Genomic DNA, 17,448 nt, shown 5'->3' with positions numbered 1-17,448 from the left:
CACCAAGGTGCGGGAGGCGCGTCATGACGCTATGCAGACCAGGCGCATTCGCGTGCGCGTTGCTGATGCTGGGTTTCCTGGCTCCGGCCGGGGCGTTGGCGGCATGCAGCGACAAGACCTTGCGCGGGATGTCCGACGCGGGACGCAGCGTGGCCACTATCGCCAAACGCTGTGGCATGAGCGCGGCAGCCGTGAAGGAAAGATTGAGTGCTGGCGCGGGTAGCGCAGCGGCAAAACCCGCGACGACGTCAGCGGAAAAATCAGCGGAAAACCCGCCGGATAAGTCCGCTGATAGGCCCGCCGAAAAGTCTGCCGCAAAATCCGCCGAAAAACCCGCGGCAACTGCCGCGACGCGATCCGCGGCGAACTCGGCCACGACGACCGCTGCCAGTGCCGCCAAGCCGGCGGGCAAGGCGCCCGCCGAGCCGCAGAAGCTACCACCGGGCACCGTGCTGGAACTGTGCGGATGCTACGGCAGCATGGAATACGGCTTCACCGAGCCGAACGCGCAATGCGTCAGCGGCAAGGCGGTGGCGACGCGGTGTCCGGGCTATTGCCCCGTGAACCGGTCGCCGTGGCGCCGCATCTGCAGTTAAGGCGCGCCGTGGCGCCGTATCAACAGTTAAAGCGGTCAACCCGCCCCGCTGCCCCGTCAGTCTGCCGCGCTGGCTTGCGGCTGATGCGGACGCGCATGCACCTGGTCGATGCGCAAGCCATCGCGGCGCGTCACCTCGAAGCCCCAGTCACGCAGCAGCACGGTGTCGCCCGCCTCGGGGATCCGGCCGCCCGCGCGCAGCAGGCAGCCGGCCAGCGTCGCATCGGGGTAGTCGTCCGCCAACGCCGGCGCATCCAGCAGGCGAGCGGCTTCGTCCACGGACAGCCGGCCGCCGAGCAACCATGAGCCGTCGGAAAGCTGCAAGGCCTCGGGCAGGTCTTCCTGATGCTCAGGCAAGTCGCCCGCCACCGCTTCCAGCACGTCCAGCGGCGTGACCAGGCCTTCACACACGCCGTGTTCATCGACCACGATCAGCATGTGGTCGCGCGAAGCGCGCAGCTCATCCAGCACCTTCAGCACCGGCGTGGTTTCCATCACGTAGCGCGGCTCGCGCGCCAGTTCCACAAGGTCGATCGGACCGGGGTTCTGCAGCATCGGCAGCACTTCCTTGAAGTGCAGCACGCCCAGCACGTTGGCCGGGTCGCCGGCGCACAGCGGCAGGCGCGAGTGGCCAGAGGCGAACTTGCGCACGATGACGTCGGGCGTGTCGGCAACGTCCAGCCAGATCATGTCGCCACGGGGAACCATGATGGAGCGGATGTCTCGCGCGCCGATGGACAGCACGCGCTCGATCATCGAGCTCTCCTCCGGCGCGAAGGCGGGCTCGTCGCCCGCGCCGTCGACCAGCGCCACCACTTCATCCGCTTGGGACACGGGTTGGCCGGCGCGGCCGCCGCGCAAGAGGCGCAACACGGCCTGCGCCGTGCGTTGACGGCGGCCCAGCGCATGCGTGCCCCGCGCGCGGTTGCGGCGCGCCAACTGGTTGCACAGCTCGATCAGGATCGAGAAGCCGATAGCCGCGTACAGGTAGCCCTTGGGCACATGGAAACCCAGGCCTTCCGCGACCAGGCTGAAACCGATCATCAGCAACAGGCCCAGACACAGGATCACGACCGTCGGGTGGCGTCCCACGAAGGCCATCAACGGGCGGCTGGCCAGCATCATGACGGCCATCGCGACCACCACGGCGATCATCATGATGCTCAGGTCCTGCACCATGCCCACGGCGGTGATGACGGAGTCCAGCGAGAACACGGCGTCCAGCACCACGATCTGCAGAATGACCTGCCAGAAGACGGCGTGCTGCGGTTTCTGCGCCTGGTCATGGCTGGCGCTGCCTTCCACGCGTTCGTGCAGTTCCATCGTGCCCTTGAAGAGCAGGAACAGGCCGCCCAGGATCAATATCAGGTCGCGTCCGGAAATCTCCGCGCCCATTACCGTGAAGAGCGGCGCGGTCAGCGTGACCACCCACGCAATACTGGCCAACAGGCCCAGGCGCATCACCAGTGCAAGCGTCAGGCCGATCAGGCGTGCGCGGTTGCGCTGTTCAGGCGGCAGCTTGTCCGCCAGGATGGCAATGAACACCAGGTTGTCGATACCCAGCACAATTTCAAGCACGACCAGCGTCGCCAGGCCAAGCCAGGCGGTAGGGTCGGACATCCAATCGAAAATCATCAGGTTTCCACGGAAAACGTGAGCGGGCGCGCAAGCGAGGCGCGGCGGCGGGAAGGCGTTTTTTCAGCAGCGCGCAGCAGAGACTGCACAGGCGCGCGGGCGGGCGCGGCCTGACGCGGCGGCGCTCGGCCGCCGAGACGCGGCGTGGCCGCGGTGGCGCTGGGGAACGCGGCGCGCAGGGAGACAGCCCTTGCCGCGGCAGTATGGAGAGGAGATAACGGGCGCCGGCAGATCCGCGGCGCCCTGTTAGGAGGAGGGTCTTCGTTCATAGATGGCGGATGGCTCCAGGCTGCCGGGACAGCAAAAAGTCGGAATATCCGCCGCGCTCTCTTTCTTACAGGACCCTGAATATTACCTGAATCGGAAATTCGCGCGACTAGGGGATGTCACCACCTTCATTGGCCGCGCGGATCCGCCGTGCCGCCTGAACCCGACGACGCGCCCGACCCCGGCATGCCGCCGTGTCCCGTGGACCCCGTATTGCTGCCCGGTGTTCCCTTCGCCCCGCGCGTGTCCGCGCCGGCGTCGTCCTGCCGCGGACTAGATCCGGCACGCGTTGCATCGCGCTTGCCGTGATCGCCCTTTTCTCCCTGCGTGGATTGTCGCGGCATGGACTTCTGCTGCGCCGGCGTGTTCGGCGTGCCTGCCTTGCGGTCTGAATGGGATTGGCTGCTCGTGCGGCTGTCAGGCGTGGTCGTCTGCGCCTGGGCAACAAGCGTTTTTTCAATGCGCTGCGCCGAAACACTGGTGGCCAACAAGCCGCTAATGGCCGTAGCGCACAGATACAGAATCGGATGTTTCATGGTTGCTCCTTCGTCGACAACGGTGACACACTGAGCCCCAACGAGCTGACGCGGGATCTCTTATTCACCCAGGGGCAAGTCGCGTGCCTGCCCCGCCATGGGAGCGACCATGAGTGATAAACCTGTACCCGGCCGGCGGGGGCTGCTCAAAGCCCTGGCCGTTGGCGTCCCCGGCGCAGCGTGGGCCCCACGCGCGATCAGCGCCCCGGACCCTGCCTCCCCCACTCCCCAGCAAGCCGCCGCCGCCACAGGCGGCGCCGCCAATCGAACGCTCAGATTTTTCAACGCGCAGGAAGCGTTGACGATGGACGCCATCGCCGCGCGGCTGATACCCGCCGACGACCTGGGCCCGGGAGCCAAGGAGGCCGGCGTGACGCTGTTCCTGGACGGCCAGCTTGCCGGCGCCTGGGGCGCGGGCAGTCAGCTCTATCGCCAAGGCCCCTTTGAACAAGGTACGCCCGAACAGGGCTATCAGCTGTCGTTCACGCCGGCCGAGATGTTCCGCCGCGGACTCGCCGCGCTGGACGCGGCCACGCGCAAGCAGGACGGCAAACCTTTCGCCGAGCTGGACGCCGCGCGGCAGGACGCCTGGCTGCGCGACATGCAGGAGGGCAAACCGGATTTTTCGCCATTGCCGTCAGGCGTGTTCTTCCAGGCGCTGCTCGAAGGCACGATCGAAGGCTTCTTCTCGGATCCGCTGTATGGCGGCAACGCCGACATGGTGGGCTGGAAACTCGTGGGCTTTCCCGGCGCGTTTGCCTCGTTCTCCAACGACATCGAGCGCCACGGCGTGATCTGGGCGGGCCAGCCGGTGTCGATTGCCAACGCCGTGGGCCACAGGATGACGCCGGGAGGCAAGCATGGCTAAAACGCTGCCTGCGGTAGATGTGGCCATCATCGGCGGCGGGTGGACCGGCGCCATCATCGGCAAGGAACTCGCGGCCGCCAAGCAACGGGTCGTGGTGCTGGAACGGGGCGAGGCGCGTTGGCCCTCGCCCGATTTCCAGGGGCCCAACGTCCACGACGAACTCAAATACACGCGGCGCCATGAACTGCATCAGGACGCCGCAACCGAAACCTACACGTTCCGCAACAACACGGACCAGAAGGCGCTGCCGATGCGGCGCTGGCAGTTCGCCTACCCCGGCACGCATCTGGGTGGGGCGGGCAATCACTGGTCGGGCGCCTACTACCGCTTCGATCCGACCGACTTCGTGATGCGCAGCCATTACACCGAACGCTATGGCGCGGACATCTTCGACAAGGAACTGACCTGTCAGGACTGGGGCGTGACGTACGACGAGCTGGAGCCCTACTTTGACCGGTTCGATTACCTGATCGGCGCGTCGGGCCAGGCCGGCAACATCAAGGGCGAAAAGCAGGAAGGCGGCAATCCGTTCGAGCCATGGCGCTCGCGCCCCTACCCCAATCCGCCCATGAAGGTGCCCTACGCGCCCGCGCTGTTCGGCGAGGCCGCGCGCAAGCTGGGCTATCACCCTTACGTGCAGCCGTCCGCGCTCTGTACGCGGCCGTATGTGAATACCGAAGGCCTGCACATGAGCGCGTGCGTGTACTGCGGGTTCTGTTCGAACTTCGGCTGCGAGCACTTTGCCAAGGCCTCGCCGCAGGTCTGCATCCTGCCCGTGGCGATGAAAATGGAGAACTTCGAGATCCGCACCGGCGCGCACGTGCTGCGCGTGGAGTTGACGCCGGACAAGAAGCGCGCCCGCGGCGTAACGTACGTGGACGCGGCCGGCGAAGAGGTCTTTCAGCCCGCAGAAATCGTGTTCCTGTGCGCATTCGGCATCAACAACGTGCGCCTGCTGCTCCTGTCCGGCATCGGCAAGCCGTTCGATCCGGTCACGAACACCGGCGTCGTGGGCCGCAACTACACGCACCAGACCACCTCGGGCGTGAATCTCTTTTTTGATGAGTCGGTCAACATCAACCCGTTCATGGGGGCCGGCGCGGTCGCGGTGACGATGGACGATTTCAGCGCCGACAACTTCGATCACGGGCCGGTGGGCTTTGTGGGCGGCGGCTATCTGCAGATCCAGGTGGTCAGCGGCGCGCCCATCGGGTTTCATCCGACGCCCAAAGGCACGCCGTCGTGGGGGTCCGAATGGAAGAAGGCCGTCGCGCGCCACTACAACCATGCGGCCAACATCACGATCACCGGCTCGGCGCAGCCGTGGCGCGGCGGGTATCTGAGCCTGGATCCCACGTACAAGGACGCGTGGGGCCTGCCGCTGTTGCGCGTGACCTACGACTTTCCCGACAACGACATCCGCATGTCGGCATTCCTGACGGAGAAAGGCGATGAGATCGCACGCGCCATGAAGGGCATCGCGCGCACCGAGCCCGGCCCGCGCAAGCGGCCGTTCTCGGCCACGGCCTACCAGTCGACCCACCTGACAGGCGGCGCGGCGATGGGCGATGATCCCAACACCAGCGTCGTCAACCGCTACGGGCAGTCGTGGGACGTGCCCAACGTGTTCGTCACGGGTGCGGCGCTCTTTCCGCAGAACTCGGGCTACAACCCGACCGGCACCGTGGGCGCCACCGCCTACTGGATCGTTGAGAAAATCAAGGCGGACTATCTGCGTTCGCCGGGCCCGCTGGTGTCGTCATGATCGAAAACCGCACAGGCATCTTTTTTACCCTCGGACTGATGATCGCAGTGCCGGTCATCACGCTGGTTGCCACGGGCGTCCAGATGATGGGCGCCGGTGGGGACGAGGCAATTCGCGCCTCCGCCGTGCCCCAGCCGCCGCCGCAAGCGGCCAGCGCGGCGCCGCAGGTCCCGGGCGGGCAAGCCGCGGCTGGCCAAGCCCCTACGCCCGCGGCACAAGGCGCAGCCACGGCCACGCCCGCCGCACCGGGCGCGGCCCCCGCCCCGATGAAACCTGTGCCCGGACGCAGCGCCACCGATTTCACCGCGTCGCGCCCCGATTGGGAAAAGTGGCTGCGCGAGGCCGATCCCGAAGCGGGCAAGCAGCTTGCCGCCAATGGCAAACCCGGCGCCGCCGTGCAGGCCTGTGTGGCCTGTCACGGCCCCGCGGGCATTACGCCCACGGGCGGCATCTTCCCCAACCTTGCCGGCCTGCGCAGCGAATACCTGGCCAAGCAGCTCGCCGACTTCCGCGCGGGCACGCGCGTTCAGCCGTTGATGAATACCATTGCCCGCGCGCTGACCGAAGAAGAAATCGGCCAGGTGGCCGCCTACTACGGCACGCTTGCCGGGCCGCCGCTGCACGTGGGAGAGTTCGGCGGCGAGGCGGCTCGCAGGCTGGACGTCGACGGCGACGGCGCGCGCGCACTGCCGGCCTGCGCCAACTGCCACGGACTGCGCGGCATGGGCGAAGGGCCGCTGCTGCCGCGGCTGGCCGGTCAGTCGCGCGAATACTTCACCGACCAGATGAATGCGTTTCGCAATGGCTCGCGGCAAAACGACGACGTGGGCGTGATGCGGGCGTTTTCGCAACGGCTGACCGACGCGGAGATCCAGGCGCTGGCGGCGTATTACGCGGGGCCCGCGCCGGCGCCGCGGTAGCACCGTCGCAGTCATGCGGGCGTCACCCCGCAAGGGAGTACAATCGCGTCCGCCGCGCCCGCAATGGGTGCGCTGCCGCGACGCTGTCGCGATCCCAGATGGACCCGGCTTGCCGGGTGGCTCGGCCGGGCGCCTATCCCTCGGACAACTCACAAGCACCACGGGCGTTCGCCCCTTATTTGCCAAGTCCGGTTGCCAAATTCGGTTGCCGCACTCGGCTGCCGCGCACACCGGCAACGCGATCCACGCCTGGCGCTTGTTCAATTCTGCTTAGCCAATCGATGTCAGTTCTTTCCAAGCTTCGCCGCGAATGGATGGCCAATCCGCGCGCGGACATTTTGTCGGGCGTGCTCGTCGCCCTTGCCCTGATCCCTGAAGCCATCGGCTTTTCCATCATCGCGGGCGTCGACCCCAGCGTCGGCCTGTACGCCTCGTTTTCCATCGCGTTCATCATTGCGTTCATGGGCGGGCGCCCGGGCATGATCTCGGCCGCCACGGCCGCCGTCGCGGTGCTGGTCGCGCCGCTGGTGCGCGACCACGGGGTCGGCTACCTGTTTGCCGCCACCGTGCTGATGGGCGTCGTGCAGATCGCCGCCGGCTTCCTGCGCCTTGACCTCTTGATGCAATACGTATCGCGGTCGGTCGTGACCGGCTTCGTCAACGCGCTGGCCATCCTGATCTTTATGGCGCAGCTGCCGCAGCTGATCGGCGTCACGTGGGTGACCTATGCCATGGTGGCGGCCGCGCTCGCCGTCATCTATCTGCTGCCCCGGCTCACCACCGCCGTGCCGTCGCCGCTGATCGCCATCATCGTGATGACGGCGGTTTCCATCTTTGCGGGGCTGGACGTCAACACGGTGGGCGACATGGGCACGCTGCCGTCGGCCCTGCCGTCGTTCGCGATTCCCGATGTGCCCTTCACGCTGGAGACGCTGCGCATCATCCTGCCGTACTCGCTGACGATGGCAGCGGTGGGCCTGCTGGAGTCGATGATGACGGCGCAGATCGTGGACGACATGACCGACACGCCCAGCGACAAGCGCCGCGAATGCAAGGGTCAGGGCATCGCTAATATCGTCACCGGCTTTCTGGGCGGCATGGGCGGCTGCGCCATGATCGGCCAGTCGGTCATCAACGTGCGCGCCGGCGGCCGCACGCGGTTGTCGACCTGCGTGGCGGGCGTCTTCCTGCTGTTCCTGATCGTCGCGCTGGGCCCGCTGGTGGCGCAGATTCCGATGCCGGCGCTGGTGGCCGTGATGATCATGGTGTCCATCGGCACCTTCAACTGGCGTTCGCTGCGCAACCTGGGTTCGCATCCATGGCAGTCATCGGTGGTCATGCTGGCCACCGTCGCCGTGGTGGTCTGGACGCATGACTTGGCGCGAGGCGTGCTGGTGGGCGTGGTGCTGAGCGGCCTGTTCTTTGCCGGCAAGGTGAAGGGGCTGCTCGACGTGGACACGTCGCTGTCCGAAGACGGCCGCACGCGCACCTACCGCTATGCGGGCCAGATCTTTTTCGCGTCGGCCTCGCGGTTCTCGGCGGCGATCGACTTTCACGAGGGCGTCGACCGCGTGGTGATCGACCTGTCAGCCGCGCACTTCTGGGACATCTCGGCCGTCGGCGAACTGGACAAGGTGACGCTCAAGCTGCGCCGGGCCGGCCGTCAGGTCGACGTCGTGGGGCTGAACGAGGCCAGCGCGACGCTGGTCGGCCGCTATACGCAGCCGGGCGCATCAGCGGGCCACTAGCCCGCGCCGCGCCTGCCCCCAGGCTCAGGATTCGACGAAGGCCAGGATCAAGCCGCCGGTTTCCAACGGCGGCACGACGATGCGGGACTTGTGCGCCTGATGCGCCACGCCCGCGGCGGCCAGCACCTCCTGCACGCGCGCCAGCGCATCGGTGCGCAGCGTCAGCGCCGCAGCGCGTTCGCCGGCAGCGAAGAGCGGCGCGGCATCCACGCCAAAGCGCACCCGGATGCCCGCCGGCGTCAGATACAGAACGCTGGCGCGGCCCGCGGCAACCGCCACGCCGTCCTGCACTTCCTGCACCACCCCGGGACCGAAGGCCTGCTCCAGCAGTTCGGCCGACGCCGCGGGATCCTCAGTCACATAGACGTATTCGGCAATGCCGCGCACCCCGTTCGGATGCTGCCGCCATTCGGGCCGCCACACCAGTTCCGGCGTCTCGTGCTGGCAGAAGAACACCCGGCCATTCGGAATCCGGTCCGCGCGGATGCGCAGCGTGCGAAAGCGCGCATCGCCCAGCGTCTGTCCGCCCGCGGTGACGGGACGATGAAAGCTGCGCGCACCGTCACCTTCCAGCGGCACGTCGCGGTTGGTCAGGTCCTTCCAAGTCGCGTCGGCATTGGCCGTCTTGAACACCAGCCCCGCGAGGCCGAGCGGATGTTCCCAGCGCGCGCCCGGGATATCGGCCTTCGGCGGCTCGACACCGATGAGCTCCAGATAGTCGTCGCCAAAGATCGCCAGATGGTTGCTCGACCCCAGCGAGTGGTGGCCCCGGTCGGTAAGTTGAAAGCCCAGCCGGCGGAAACGCGCCGCTGATTGGTCCAGATCCAGGCCCGCCTGGATGACGACGTGATCGATGCGTAAGGTCACTCAAACTCCTTGAACTATGAAAGCGGCAACGCCGGGTCAGGCGGCCAGCCGCGTCGCGACCGCGGCCGGGTCCCAGCGGCGGCCCGGCACGGCCGCCAGCAGCGCCTGCGTGTAGGGATGGGAGGGATTGTTGAACACGTCGGCGCACACGCCCTCTTCCACAACGCGGCCCGACTTCATGACGGCGATGTGGTCGCAGACCTGTGCGGCCACGCGCAGATCGTGCGTGATGAAGACGATGGAAAGGCCCAGCTGTTCGCGCAGCCGGGCCAGCAACGCCAGCACCTGCGCCTGCACGGACACATCCAGCGCCGACACCGGTTCGTCGGCGATCAGCACCTGCGGCCGCATCGCCAGCGCGCGCGCCAGGCCGACGCGCTGGCGCTGGCCGCCGGAGAACTCGTGCGGAAAGCGCCGCACGGCATCGGGCGACAGGCCCACCAGTTCAAAAAGCTCCTGCGCGCGGGCCAGCGCCTCGCGGCGCGGCGTGCCGTGCACGATGGGACCCTGCGCCACGATCTCGCCGACGCGCTGGCGCGGGTTCAGCGATCCGTACGGATCCTGGAACACCATCTGCACGCGCTGCGCATGCGCGCGGCGGGCGCGCGCGCCCTTGAACGACAGCGGCTCACCGGCCAGCGTGATGTCGCCGCCATCGGGCGGCAGCAGCCCCAACAGCGTGCGCGCCAGCGTGGACTTGCCCGATCCGCTTTCACCCACGATGCCCAGTGTGCCGCCGCGCCGCAGCGTCAGCGTCACGTCGTCCACCGCGTGCGTTACTCGGCCCGGCCGGCCGAACCAGCCGCGTTTGCGATAGGTCTTGGACAGCCCCTGCGTGGTCAGGATCGCGGGCGCGTTTACGTCCAGGTCGACGCGGGCCGGCGCGGGCGCCAGCGGCGGCACCGCAGCGATCAGCGCACGCGTGTAGGGATGGCGCGGATGCTCCAGCACCTGGTCGGCCGGGCCGCTTTCCACCAGTTCGCCGCGCTGCATCACGGCCACGCGGTCGGCAATCTCGGCCACCACGCCAAAATCGTGCGTAATGAAAAGGACCGCCGTGCCCTTGCGGCGTTGCAGGTCGTGGATCAGATGCAGAATCTGCGCCTGCGTCGTGACGTCCAGCGCGGTCGTCGGTTCGTCGGCAATCAGCAGCGCCGGTTCCAGCGCCAGCGCCATGGCGATCATCGCGCGTTGCCGCTGTCCGCCGGACAGCTCGTGCGGATACGCGCCCAGCGCCTGGACGGGGTCGGGCAGCCGGACGGAGTCCAGCAGGTCCAGCGTGCGCTGCCTGATGACGGCGCGCGACAGCCGCGTGTGCGTGCGGAACACCTCGGCGATCTGGTCGCCGATGGTGCGCAGCGGATTGAGCGCGGTCATCGGTTCCTGGAAGATCATGCCGATGCGCTGGCCGCGCAGCCGGCGCAGCGCCTCGGGCGCGAGCTTCAGCAGGTCCTGGCCTTCCCACAACACGCGTCCGGCGCTGGCCGCTACGCCTTGCGGCAGCAGGCCGAGGATGGTGCCGGCGGTCAGCGATTTGCCCGAACCGCTTTCGCCCACGACGCAGACGATCTCGCCCGGGCTGACCGACAGCGTCAGGTCGCGTAACGCATGCGGCCGGTCGGCGCCAGGCGGCAGGTCCACGGTAAGGTTTTCGATGCGAAGCAGTTCGGTCATGAGCGTTTCAGCCTGGGATTGAGAGCGTCGTTCACCCCCTGCCCGACCAGCGAAATCGCCAGGACGGTCAGCAGGATGGCAATGCCGGGGATGGCGGATACGTACCACTGCACCCGGATCACCCCGCGGCCGCCGCCGATGAGGTTGCCCCAGGACGGCACGTTGGGGTCCGACAGATTTAGAAAGGCCAGCGCGCTTTCCAAGAGGATGGCGGTGGCCATGATGACGCTGGCGTAGACGATCACGGGCGGCAAGGCGTTGGGCAGGATCTCGCGGAAGATGAGGCGCAGGTCGCCCATCCCCAGCGCCCTGCCCGCCTGCACGAACTCGCGCGTCTTGAGCGTCAGGAATTCGGATCGGGTCAGCCGCGCCACCGGCGGCCACGACACCAGCCCGATGGCCAGCACCACCGTCCGCAGGTCCGACCCGAACACGGCCACCAGCACAAGCAGCAACAGGAAGTTGGGCAGGATCTGGAAGGCCTCGGTCACGCGCATCAACAGGTCGTCGGCCAGGCCGCCGTAATAGCCCGCCACGGCGCCCAGCACCACGCCGATCAGCACGGACACGACAGTCGCGGCAAGCCCGATGGCCAGCGTGACGCGCGCGCCGTGCAGGATCTGGGCGGCGATGTCGCGCCCCACTTGATCGGTGCCCAGCAGAAAGCGCGCGTTGTCGCCGGGCCACTGTAGCGGCCGGCCCGCCAGGCTGAGCGGATTGCGCGGATACCAGAAGTCGGCGCCCAGCGCGGCCGCGCAGACGGCGGCCAGCAGCACGAGGCCCAGCACGGCGACGGGGCTGTGGAAGTAACGGCGTAGCGTTTCCATGGCTCAGCTCCGGACGATGCGAGGGTCGAGTCGCGCATACAGCAGGTCGACGATGAAATTGATGGCGATCACCAGCAGCGCGGACACGAACACGATGCCAAGCAAAGTGTTCAGGTCGCGCTGCACGACGGACTCGTACGCCAGGCGGCCCAGGCCGGGCAAGGCGAAGACGCTTTCGACCACGACCGACCCACCCAGCATGGTTCCGGCCTGCAGGCCCAGCAGCGTCACCATCGGCAGCAACGCATTGCGCAGCATGTGCCGCGCCACCACGGCCGTTTCGCGCAGCCCCTTGGCACGCGCGGTGCGGATGAAATCGTGCGAGGCCACTTCCAGCATCGACGCGCGCATGATGCGCAGGTAGATGGCCAGGAAGATCAGCGCCAGCGTCGCCGTGGGCAGTATCAGGTGCCACGCGATGTCCAGGATGCGGGTCAGGCCCGTGTAGCCGGACGCGATGGTCTCGAACCCCCCTGCCGGCACCCAGTCCAGCCACACGGCAAACACAAAGATGCCCATTAGGCCGAACCAGAACGACGGCGTGGCGCAGAACACCAGGCCTAGCGTCGAGATCAGCCCGTCCGCCCAGCCGTTCACGCGCCGCGCCGCGATGACGCCCAGCGCCATGCCACCCGCAAAGGCGAACGACAGCGCCGACCCCATCAGCAACAGGGTCGCCGGCAGACGCTCGGCGATCACAGCGGCCACCGGCTTGCCATAGATGGCGGAATAACCCAGGTCCAGATGCGCCAGCCGCCACAGATAGCTGCCCAGGCGCGCGCTGGCCGACTCGTCCAGCTGGTAGTGCGAACGCATGGCCGCAATGGTGGCCGGGTCGGCGCCGCCGATCTGCGCCACCAGCGCGTCAACGGTGTCGCCGGGCGCCAGCTGCAGCAGCAGGAACAGGCCCGCCAGGATGATGAGTAGCGCGGGCGCCGCCGCCAGAAGCCGCCGCGCCGCGAGAGTCAGGAACCCCATGCCGCGGTCCTACGCCGACAACCAGGCGTCATGCCAGTCGCTGGAGGGCCAGCGCGCATTGTTGTGGCCGTTCTGCAGCTTGCGGCTGGCCACCGAATAGAACTGGCGTTCGGTCGCCATCCAGATGGGCAGTTCGTCGTTGACGGCCTGCACCCACTCCGCATACAGCGCGCGGCGGCGGGCCGGGTCGATTTCGGACGCGGCGTCGTCGATCAGCTTGTCGACCTTGTCCGACTGCCAGCCATACTGGTTGGTCCACGGCGCGCCCGCCGGGCTGCCCGAGCGGTACCAGACGGTGGTGGACACCGCCGGATCGCCGCGGTACTGGTGCCAGCCCGTGGCGATGTCGAAGTTGTGTTCCTTGTAGACCGAGGACAGCGCGCCCGCGATGTCGTACTGCACGATCTCCACCTTGATCCCCACCGCCTCCAGCGACTGCTGGATGAACGTCGCCAGCAGCGGCACGTCTTCGCCGTTCTGGATGGGCACCAGCTTCAACGTGAAGCGCACGCCGCCGGCACCGCGCTTGTACCCGGCCTCATCCAGCAGCGCCTCGGCGCGCTTGACGTCAAACGGATACGGCGGCTTGCTGCCCGCCGGGAAAAACGCCTCGGACGAGGACGGAATGGGACCGGTCGCCGGCTTGCCCAGGCCGTACAGGAAGTTCTCGATGAAGAACTCGATGTCGATCGCGTGGACAATGGCGCGGCGCACCCGCACGTCGGCCAGCTCCTTGCGCCGGAAGTTGAATTCCAGCGTGTTGTTGAACACGTTGGCCTCCAGCCCCTTGCTGCGCACCTCGAACTGCGGGTTCTGCTTCAAGCGGTCCAGGTCGGCCAGCGTCAGCTGCGAATAGGCACTCAGCTGAAGCTGGCCGGTTTCCAGCGCGGCGGTGGCGGCCGACTTGTCCGTGATGATGCGCCAGACCACGCGGTCCAGATAGGGCTCGCCCTTGCGCCAATAGTTCGGGTTGCGCTCGGCAATGATGAACTGGCCGCGCTGGTACTGCACGAACTTGAACGGACCCGTGCCGACCGGCGCGGTGTTCGCCGGGTTCTCCAGCACGTTGGTGCCTTCGTACAGGTGGCGCGGCACCACGTAACCCAGATCCGCCAGCGCGCGCAGCAACAGGTCCAGCGGCATCGGCCGGCTGTAGCGGAACACCGCCGTGTGCGCATCGGGCGTGTCGACCGCCTCAAGATAAAGCTGCAGCGCGGTGCCGAAATTCAGGTGCTTCTTCCACAGTTCCAGCGCGTTGTACTGGACGTCTGCGGACGTGAACGGCTTGCCGTCGTGCCAGGTCACGCCTTCGCGCAGCTTGAACGTGATGGTCTTGCCGTCGGGGTCGGCGGTCCAGGCGGTGGCAAGCTGCCCCACGGGTTTGCCGGCCGCGTCCAGGTCCACCAGCGATTCGATGATCTTGCTGGTAACGATGTACACGCCCGTCGAGGCGCGCAGCGCCGGATTCAGGATCCGCTGCTCGGACCCCAGATGCACGTTCAGCACCCCGCCATGCCGCGGCGCGGCGGACTGCGCCAGAAGCGACGTGGGGAATGCCATCGCGGCGGCAAGCGCCCCGGAAGACAACAGGAACTCGCGGCGGGTGGTGCGCATATCGGACTCTGGTTCTGCCTGGTTGGAAGCTGCGGATCTTAGGCCTGCGCTGCCGGGCTTGAGAAATGCTGATTTCTCATTTGCTCATGCGTCCCCCGCGCCGCGTGCGGCAAAGGAAGTCGTGTCCTCACACGTTTCGTTACGCCGCGGGCACGCCGCTTGCTCAACCCGTCCGATCGCATCTGCCGGAGTTTTCATGCCCGCATCGCATTCCCTCGACACCACGACGCTGACGGTGCTGACGGTCAATACCCATAAGGGCTTTACCAGTTTCAACCGCCGCTTCATGCTGCACGACCTGCGGGAGGCACTGCGCACCGCATCGCCGGACGTGGTGTTTCTTCAGGAAGTCCTGGGTGAACACCAGACGCATGCCGGACGCCACGAGTCCTGGCCGGCGCAGTCGCAGTACGAATTCCTGGCCGACACGCTGTGGACGGACTTTGCCTACGGCCAGAATGCCGTATACCCCGAAGGCCACCATGGCAACGCCATCCTGTCGCGTTACCCGATCGAAAGCCACCACAACCACGATGTGAGCGTGGACGGCCACGAGGGGCGCGGTCTGCTGCACTGCGTGCTGCGGCCCCCTGCACTTGCCTCACCCATCCATGCGATCTGCGTGCATCTGGGCCTGCTTGAGCGGCATCGCGGCGAGCAGCTGCGCCACCTGTGCAAGCTGGTCTCCAATGACGTACCGGCCGATGAGCCGCTGCTGATCGCCGGCGACTTCAACGACTGGCGGCTGCGCGCCGACGCGCTGATGCGCGACTGCGGAACTGCGGAGGTATTTACCTCGCGCTTGGGCCGGCCCGCGCGGACGTTTCCCGCGCGCTGGCCGCTGCTGCGTCTGGACCGCATCTACGTGCGCAACGTGCGCGACTGGCAGCCGGTGCCGTTGGCGTCCCGCGTGTGGTCGCGCCTTTCGGATCATGTGCCAATTTGCGCGGAGATTGCGCTATGAACCTGGGCTGGCGCGAAAACAACCGATACACCCTGCTGGAAAACGGCACGGAGTACTTTCCCGCCGTCGTCGAGGCCATCGACTCGGCGGCCAGCGAAGTGCTGGTGGAAACCTTCATCCTGTTCGACGATGCCGTCGGCCAAGAGATCCAGCAGGCCCTCATCCGCGCGGCGCGGCGGGGCGTCAGCGTCGACCTGCTGGTCGACGGCTACGGCTCCGACGAACTGAGCGATGACTTCATCGGCGCGATGACCGAGGCCGGTGTGCGCTTCCACGTCTTCGATCCGCGACCGCGCTTTCTGGGCGTACGCACGAACGTGTTCCGGCGCATGCACCGCAAGATCGTTGCAATCGACCGTCAACGCTCCTTCATCGGCGGCATCAACTTTTCCGCGGACCACCTGCCCGACTACGGACCGGAAGCCAAGCAGGACTACGCCGTCCTGGTGGAAGGCCCGCTGGCGGCCGACCTTGCCGACTACGCACGCGCCGCGCTGGGCAAGGGCAAGCGCGGGCTGCGGCGCCGGCCGGCGCGCATGGATCCCCTGCCCGCCGGCGACGGCGGCGGCCGGCTCGTGGTGCGCGACAACGTCAGCCATCGCAGCGACATCGAACGCTACTACCGCGCGGGCGTACGCTCGGCGCGCTCGGACGTGCTGATCGCCAATGCGTACTTCTTTCCCGGCTACCACCTGTTGCGGGATCTGGTGAAGGCCGCCCGCCGCGGAGTACGCGTGCGCCTGCTGCTGCAGGGCGAGCCCGACGTGCTGGTCGCCCGGCTGGCCGCATCGATGCTCTACGACTACCTGATGGACTCCGGTGTGGAGATCCACGAGTACTGCAAACAGCCGCTGCACGGCAAGGTGGCGTGCGTGGACGAGGATTGGTCGACGATCGGCTCGAGCAATCTGGACCCCCTGAGCCTTGCGCTCAATCTGGAGGCCAACGTCGTTGTGCGGGACGCGTCGCTGAACGCTGCCCTGCGCAAAAGCCTGGACCGGCTGATCGCAGAGGACTGCCGCCCCGTCGAGATGCCCAAGAACTCACGGCGCCGGTTGCGCCGCCTGTGGCTCGGCGTGGTGGTGTTCCACTTTCTGCGGCGTTTTCCCGCCTGGGCCGGCAGCCTGCCGGCCCACAAGCCACGCCTGCAATCCGTGACGGCGGACACCGGCAGGGAGACGGCATGAAGATCCTGCACTCGTCTCCCATGCGGGCGCTGCGGCGCCGCTGGCCGCGAATCAAGCGTGTCCTGCCCGTGCTGGTGCTGATCGTGGTCGCTGGGCTGCTCTATTACTTCGGGCGTTCCGTCGACTGGCCTCAGGTGTGGGTGGCGATGCGCAAGATCCCCGGCCAGACCATTGCCATTGCGGCCGGCCTGGTGGTGGCCGGCTATCTGGCGTACGGCAGCCTGGACCTGCTCGGCAAAAAGTACACGCGCCATCACCTGCCCGCGCCCAAGGCGCTGGGCGTGGCCATGTTGAGCTACGCGCTGAACCTGAACCTGGGCGTGCTGGTGGGCGGCCTGGGCGCCCGGCTGCGGCTGTACACACGGCTGGGTTGCCGCAAGTCCGTGGCAACGCGCGTCGCACTGTTTGCCGCCGCGTCGAACTGGATCGGGTATGCGTGGCTGGCGGGCATTCTGTTCGCACTGGGCGTGGTGCCGGTGCCGGCAGGCTGGGAGATCGGATCCGGCATGTTGCGCCTTCTGGGTCTCGGGCTGCTGGCGGTGGGCATCGCCTACGTGGTGACGTGTGCGCGGGCAAAGCGCCGTAGCGTCACCTGGATGGGACACCACATCACCTTGCCGCACGCGCGCATGGCGGTGGCCCAATGCGCCGTCGCGGCGCTGTCCTGGTCGTTGATGGGCGCCATCTGCTTTGTGCTGCTGCAGGGCAAGGCAAGCTACCCCGCCGTGCTCGGCATCCTGCTGTGCACGAGCTTCGCGTCAGTCATCACCCGCGTGCCCGGCGGCCTGGGCACCACCGAAGCGATCTTCGTGGCCGCGCTGGGATCCCAGATTCCGCCCACCGAAGTGCTCGGCGCGGCGCTGGCGTACCGCGCGGTGTATGCGCTGGCGCCGTTGTGCCTGGCGCTGGTGGCCTATCCCCTGATCGAGCTGAAGCTGGGCATGCGTAAACGCAAGGGAGAAGACGCTCCCCCCGGCCAGGCTCGCCCCCTGCTATGAGGCCC

General features: G+C 67.4%; 15 protein-coding genes and 1 other annotated feature. Of the genes, 8 read left to right on the top strand and 7 right to left on the bottom strand.

Going from position 1 to position 17,448, the window contains the following annotated elements:
• Positions 1-23: 23 nt before the first annotated feature.
• Positions 24-596 carry a hypothetical protein gene (locus CLM73_RS28910; protein ID WP_158685858.1) on the top strand — a complete coding sequence of 191 codons (573 nt, stop codon included), beginning with the start codon at positions 24-26 and terminating at the stop codon, positions 594-596.
• 56 nt (positions 597-652) lie between these two features.
• Here the strand turns inward: CLM73_RS28910 and CLM73_RS13730 are convergent, their stop codons facing one another.
• The gene (locus CLM73_RS13730; protein WP_105238906.1) at positions 653-2,230 is read right to left on the bottom strand and encodes a TerC family protein; all 1,578 of its coding nucleotides are present in this window, start codon (positions 2,228-2,230) and stop codon (positions 653-655) included.
• 395 nt (positions 2,231-2,625) lie between these two features.
• A complete protein-coding gene (locus CLM73_RS13725) occupies positions 2,626-3,033 on the bottom strand; it encodes a hypothetical protein (RefSeq protein ID WP_105238905.1) in 408 nt (135 codons plus the stop codon).
• Between the two features lie 109 nt (positions 3,034-3,142).
• Between CLM73_RS13725 and CLM73_RS13720 the strand changes: the two genes are divergently transcribed.
• The 4 genes from CLM73_RS13720 to CLM73_RS13705 all read left to right on the top strand — a co-directional run bounded on the left by CLM73_RS13720 (position 3,143) and on the right by CLM73_RS13705 (position 8,334).
• Positions 3,143-3,901, top strand: a complete 759-nt coding sequence (locus tag CLM73_RS13720) for a gluconate 2-dehydrogenase subunit 3 family protein (protein WP_105238904.1) — start codon at positions 3,143-3,145, stop codon at positions 3,899-3,901.
• Positions 3,894-5,666, top strand: coding sequence for a GMC family oxidoreductase (locus CLM73_RS13715; RefSeq protein WP_105238903.1), 1,773 nt, complete (start codon positions 3,894-3,896; stop codon positions 5,664-5,666). The genes CLM73_RS13720 and CLM73_RS13715 overlap by 8 nt, the downstream gene beginning before the upstream one ends.
• A complete protein-coding gene (locus CLM73_RS13710; RefSeq protein WP_105238902.1) occupies positions 5,663-6,586 on the top strand; it encodes a c-type cytochrome in 924 nt (307 codons plus the stop codon). The genes CLM73_RS13715 and CLM73_RS13710 overlap by 4 nt, the downstream gene beginning before the upstream one ends.
• A gap of 97 nt (positions 6,587-6,683) precedes the next feature.
• Positions 6,684-6,736: a sequence feature (sul1 is cis-regulatory element that is thought to sense ions involved in sulfur or methionine metabolism; They are found in Alphaproteobacteria), on the top strand.
• A gap of 131 nt (positions 6,737-6,867) precedes the next feature.
• Positions 6,868-8,334: a SulP family inorganic anion transporter gene (locus CLM73_RS13705; protein WP_105238901.1), complete on the top strand. Its 1,467-nt coding sequence runs from the start codon at positions 6,868-6,870 to the stop codon at positions 8,332-8,334.
• Between the two features lie 24 nt (positions 8,335-8,358).
• Here the strand turns inward: CLM73_RS13705 and CLM73_RS13700 are convergent, their stop codons facing one another.
• Genes CLM73_RS13700 through CLM73_RS13680 form a run of 5 tightly spaced genes read right to left on the bottom strand, consistent with a single transcriptional unit; the run spans position 8,359 to position 14,294 of the window.
• On the bottom strand, positions 8,359-9,201 hold the full coding sequence (locus tag CLM73_RS13700) for a VOC family protein (protein ID WP_105238900.1): 843 nt from the start codon (positions 9,199-9,201) through the stop codon (positions 8,359-8,361).
• Between the two features lie 36 nt (positions 9,202-9,237).
• The gene (locus tag CLM73_RS13695) at positions 9,238-10,875 is read right to left on the bottom strand and encodes an ABC transporter ATP-binding protein (protein WP_105238899.1); all 1,638 of its coding nucleotides are present in this window, start codon (positions 10,873-10,875) and stop codon (positions 9,238-9,240) included.
• Entirely contained in the window at positions 10,872-11,702 is an 831-nt protein-coding gene (locus tag CLM73_RS13690; RefSeq protein WP_105238898.1) for an ABC transporter permease, read from the bottom strand. The genes CLM73_RS13695 and CLM73_RS13690 overlap by 4 nt, the downstream gene beginning before the upstream one ends.
• Positions 11,703-11,705: 3 nt before the next feature.
• Positions 11,706-12,680 (bottom strand): ABC transporter permease, encoded by a 975-nt coding sequence (locus tag CLM73_RS13685; RefSeq protein WP_105238897.1) that lies wholly within the window; start codon positions 12,678-12,680, stop codon positions 11,706-11,708.
• A 9-nt stretch (positions 12,681-12,689) separates the two neighbouring features.
• Entirely contained in the window at positions 12,690-14,294 is a 1,605-nt protein-coding gene (locus CLM73_RS13680; RefSeq protein WP_105238896.1) for an ABC transporter substrate-binding protein, read from the bottom strand.
• Between the two features lie 196 nt (positions 14,295-14,490).
• Here CLM73_RS13680 and CLM73_RS13675 point away from each other — a divergent pair, with 196 nt between their 5' ends.
• Genes CLM73_RS13675 through CLM73_RS13665 form a run of 3 tightly spaced genes read left to right on the top strand, consistent with a single transcriptional unit; the run spans position 14,491 to position 17,443 of the window.
• On the top strand, positions 14,491-15,258 hold the full coding sequence (locus CLM73_RS13675; protein ID WP_105238895.1) for an endonuclease/exonuclease/phosphatase family protein: 768 nt from the start codon (positions 14,491-14,493) through the stop codon (positions 15,256-15,258).
• Positions 15,255-16,445 carry a cardiolipin synthase ClsB gene (gene clsB, locus CLM73_RS13670; RefSeq protein ID WP_105238894.1) on the top strand — a complete coding sequence of 397 codons (1,191 nt, stop codon included), beginning with the start codon at positions 15,255-15,257 and terminating at the stop codon, positions 16,443-16,445. The genes CLM73_RS13675 and clsB overlap by 4 nt, the downstream gene beginning before the upstream one ends.
• Positions 16,442-17,443 (top strand): lysylphosphatidylglycerol synthase domain-containing protein, encoded by a 1,002-nt coding sequence (locus CLM73_RS13665; protein WP_105238893.1) that lies wholly within the window; start codon positions 16,442-16,444, stop codon positions 17,441-17,443. The genes clsB and CLM73_RS13665 overlap by 4 nt, the downstream gene beginning before the upstream one ends.
• Positions 17,444-17,448: the final 5 nt, after the last annotated feature.

The sequence above is a fragment of the Achromobacter spanius genome (assembly GCF_002966795.1).
Taxonomy (GTDB): Bacteria; Pseudomonadota; Gammaproteobacteria; order Burkholderiales; family Burkholderiaceae_B; genus Achromobacter; species Achromobacter spanius_D.
The sequence above is the reverse complement of the archived record's forward strand: the minus strand, read 5'-3'. Positions and strand labels throughout refer to the sequence as shown.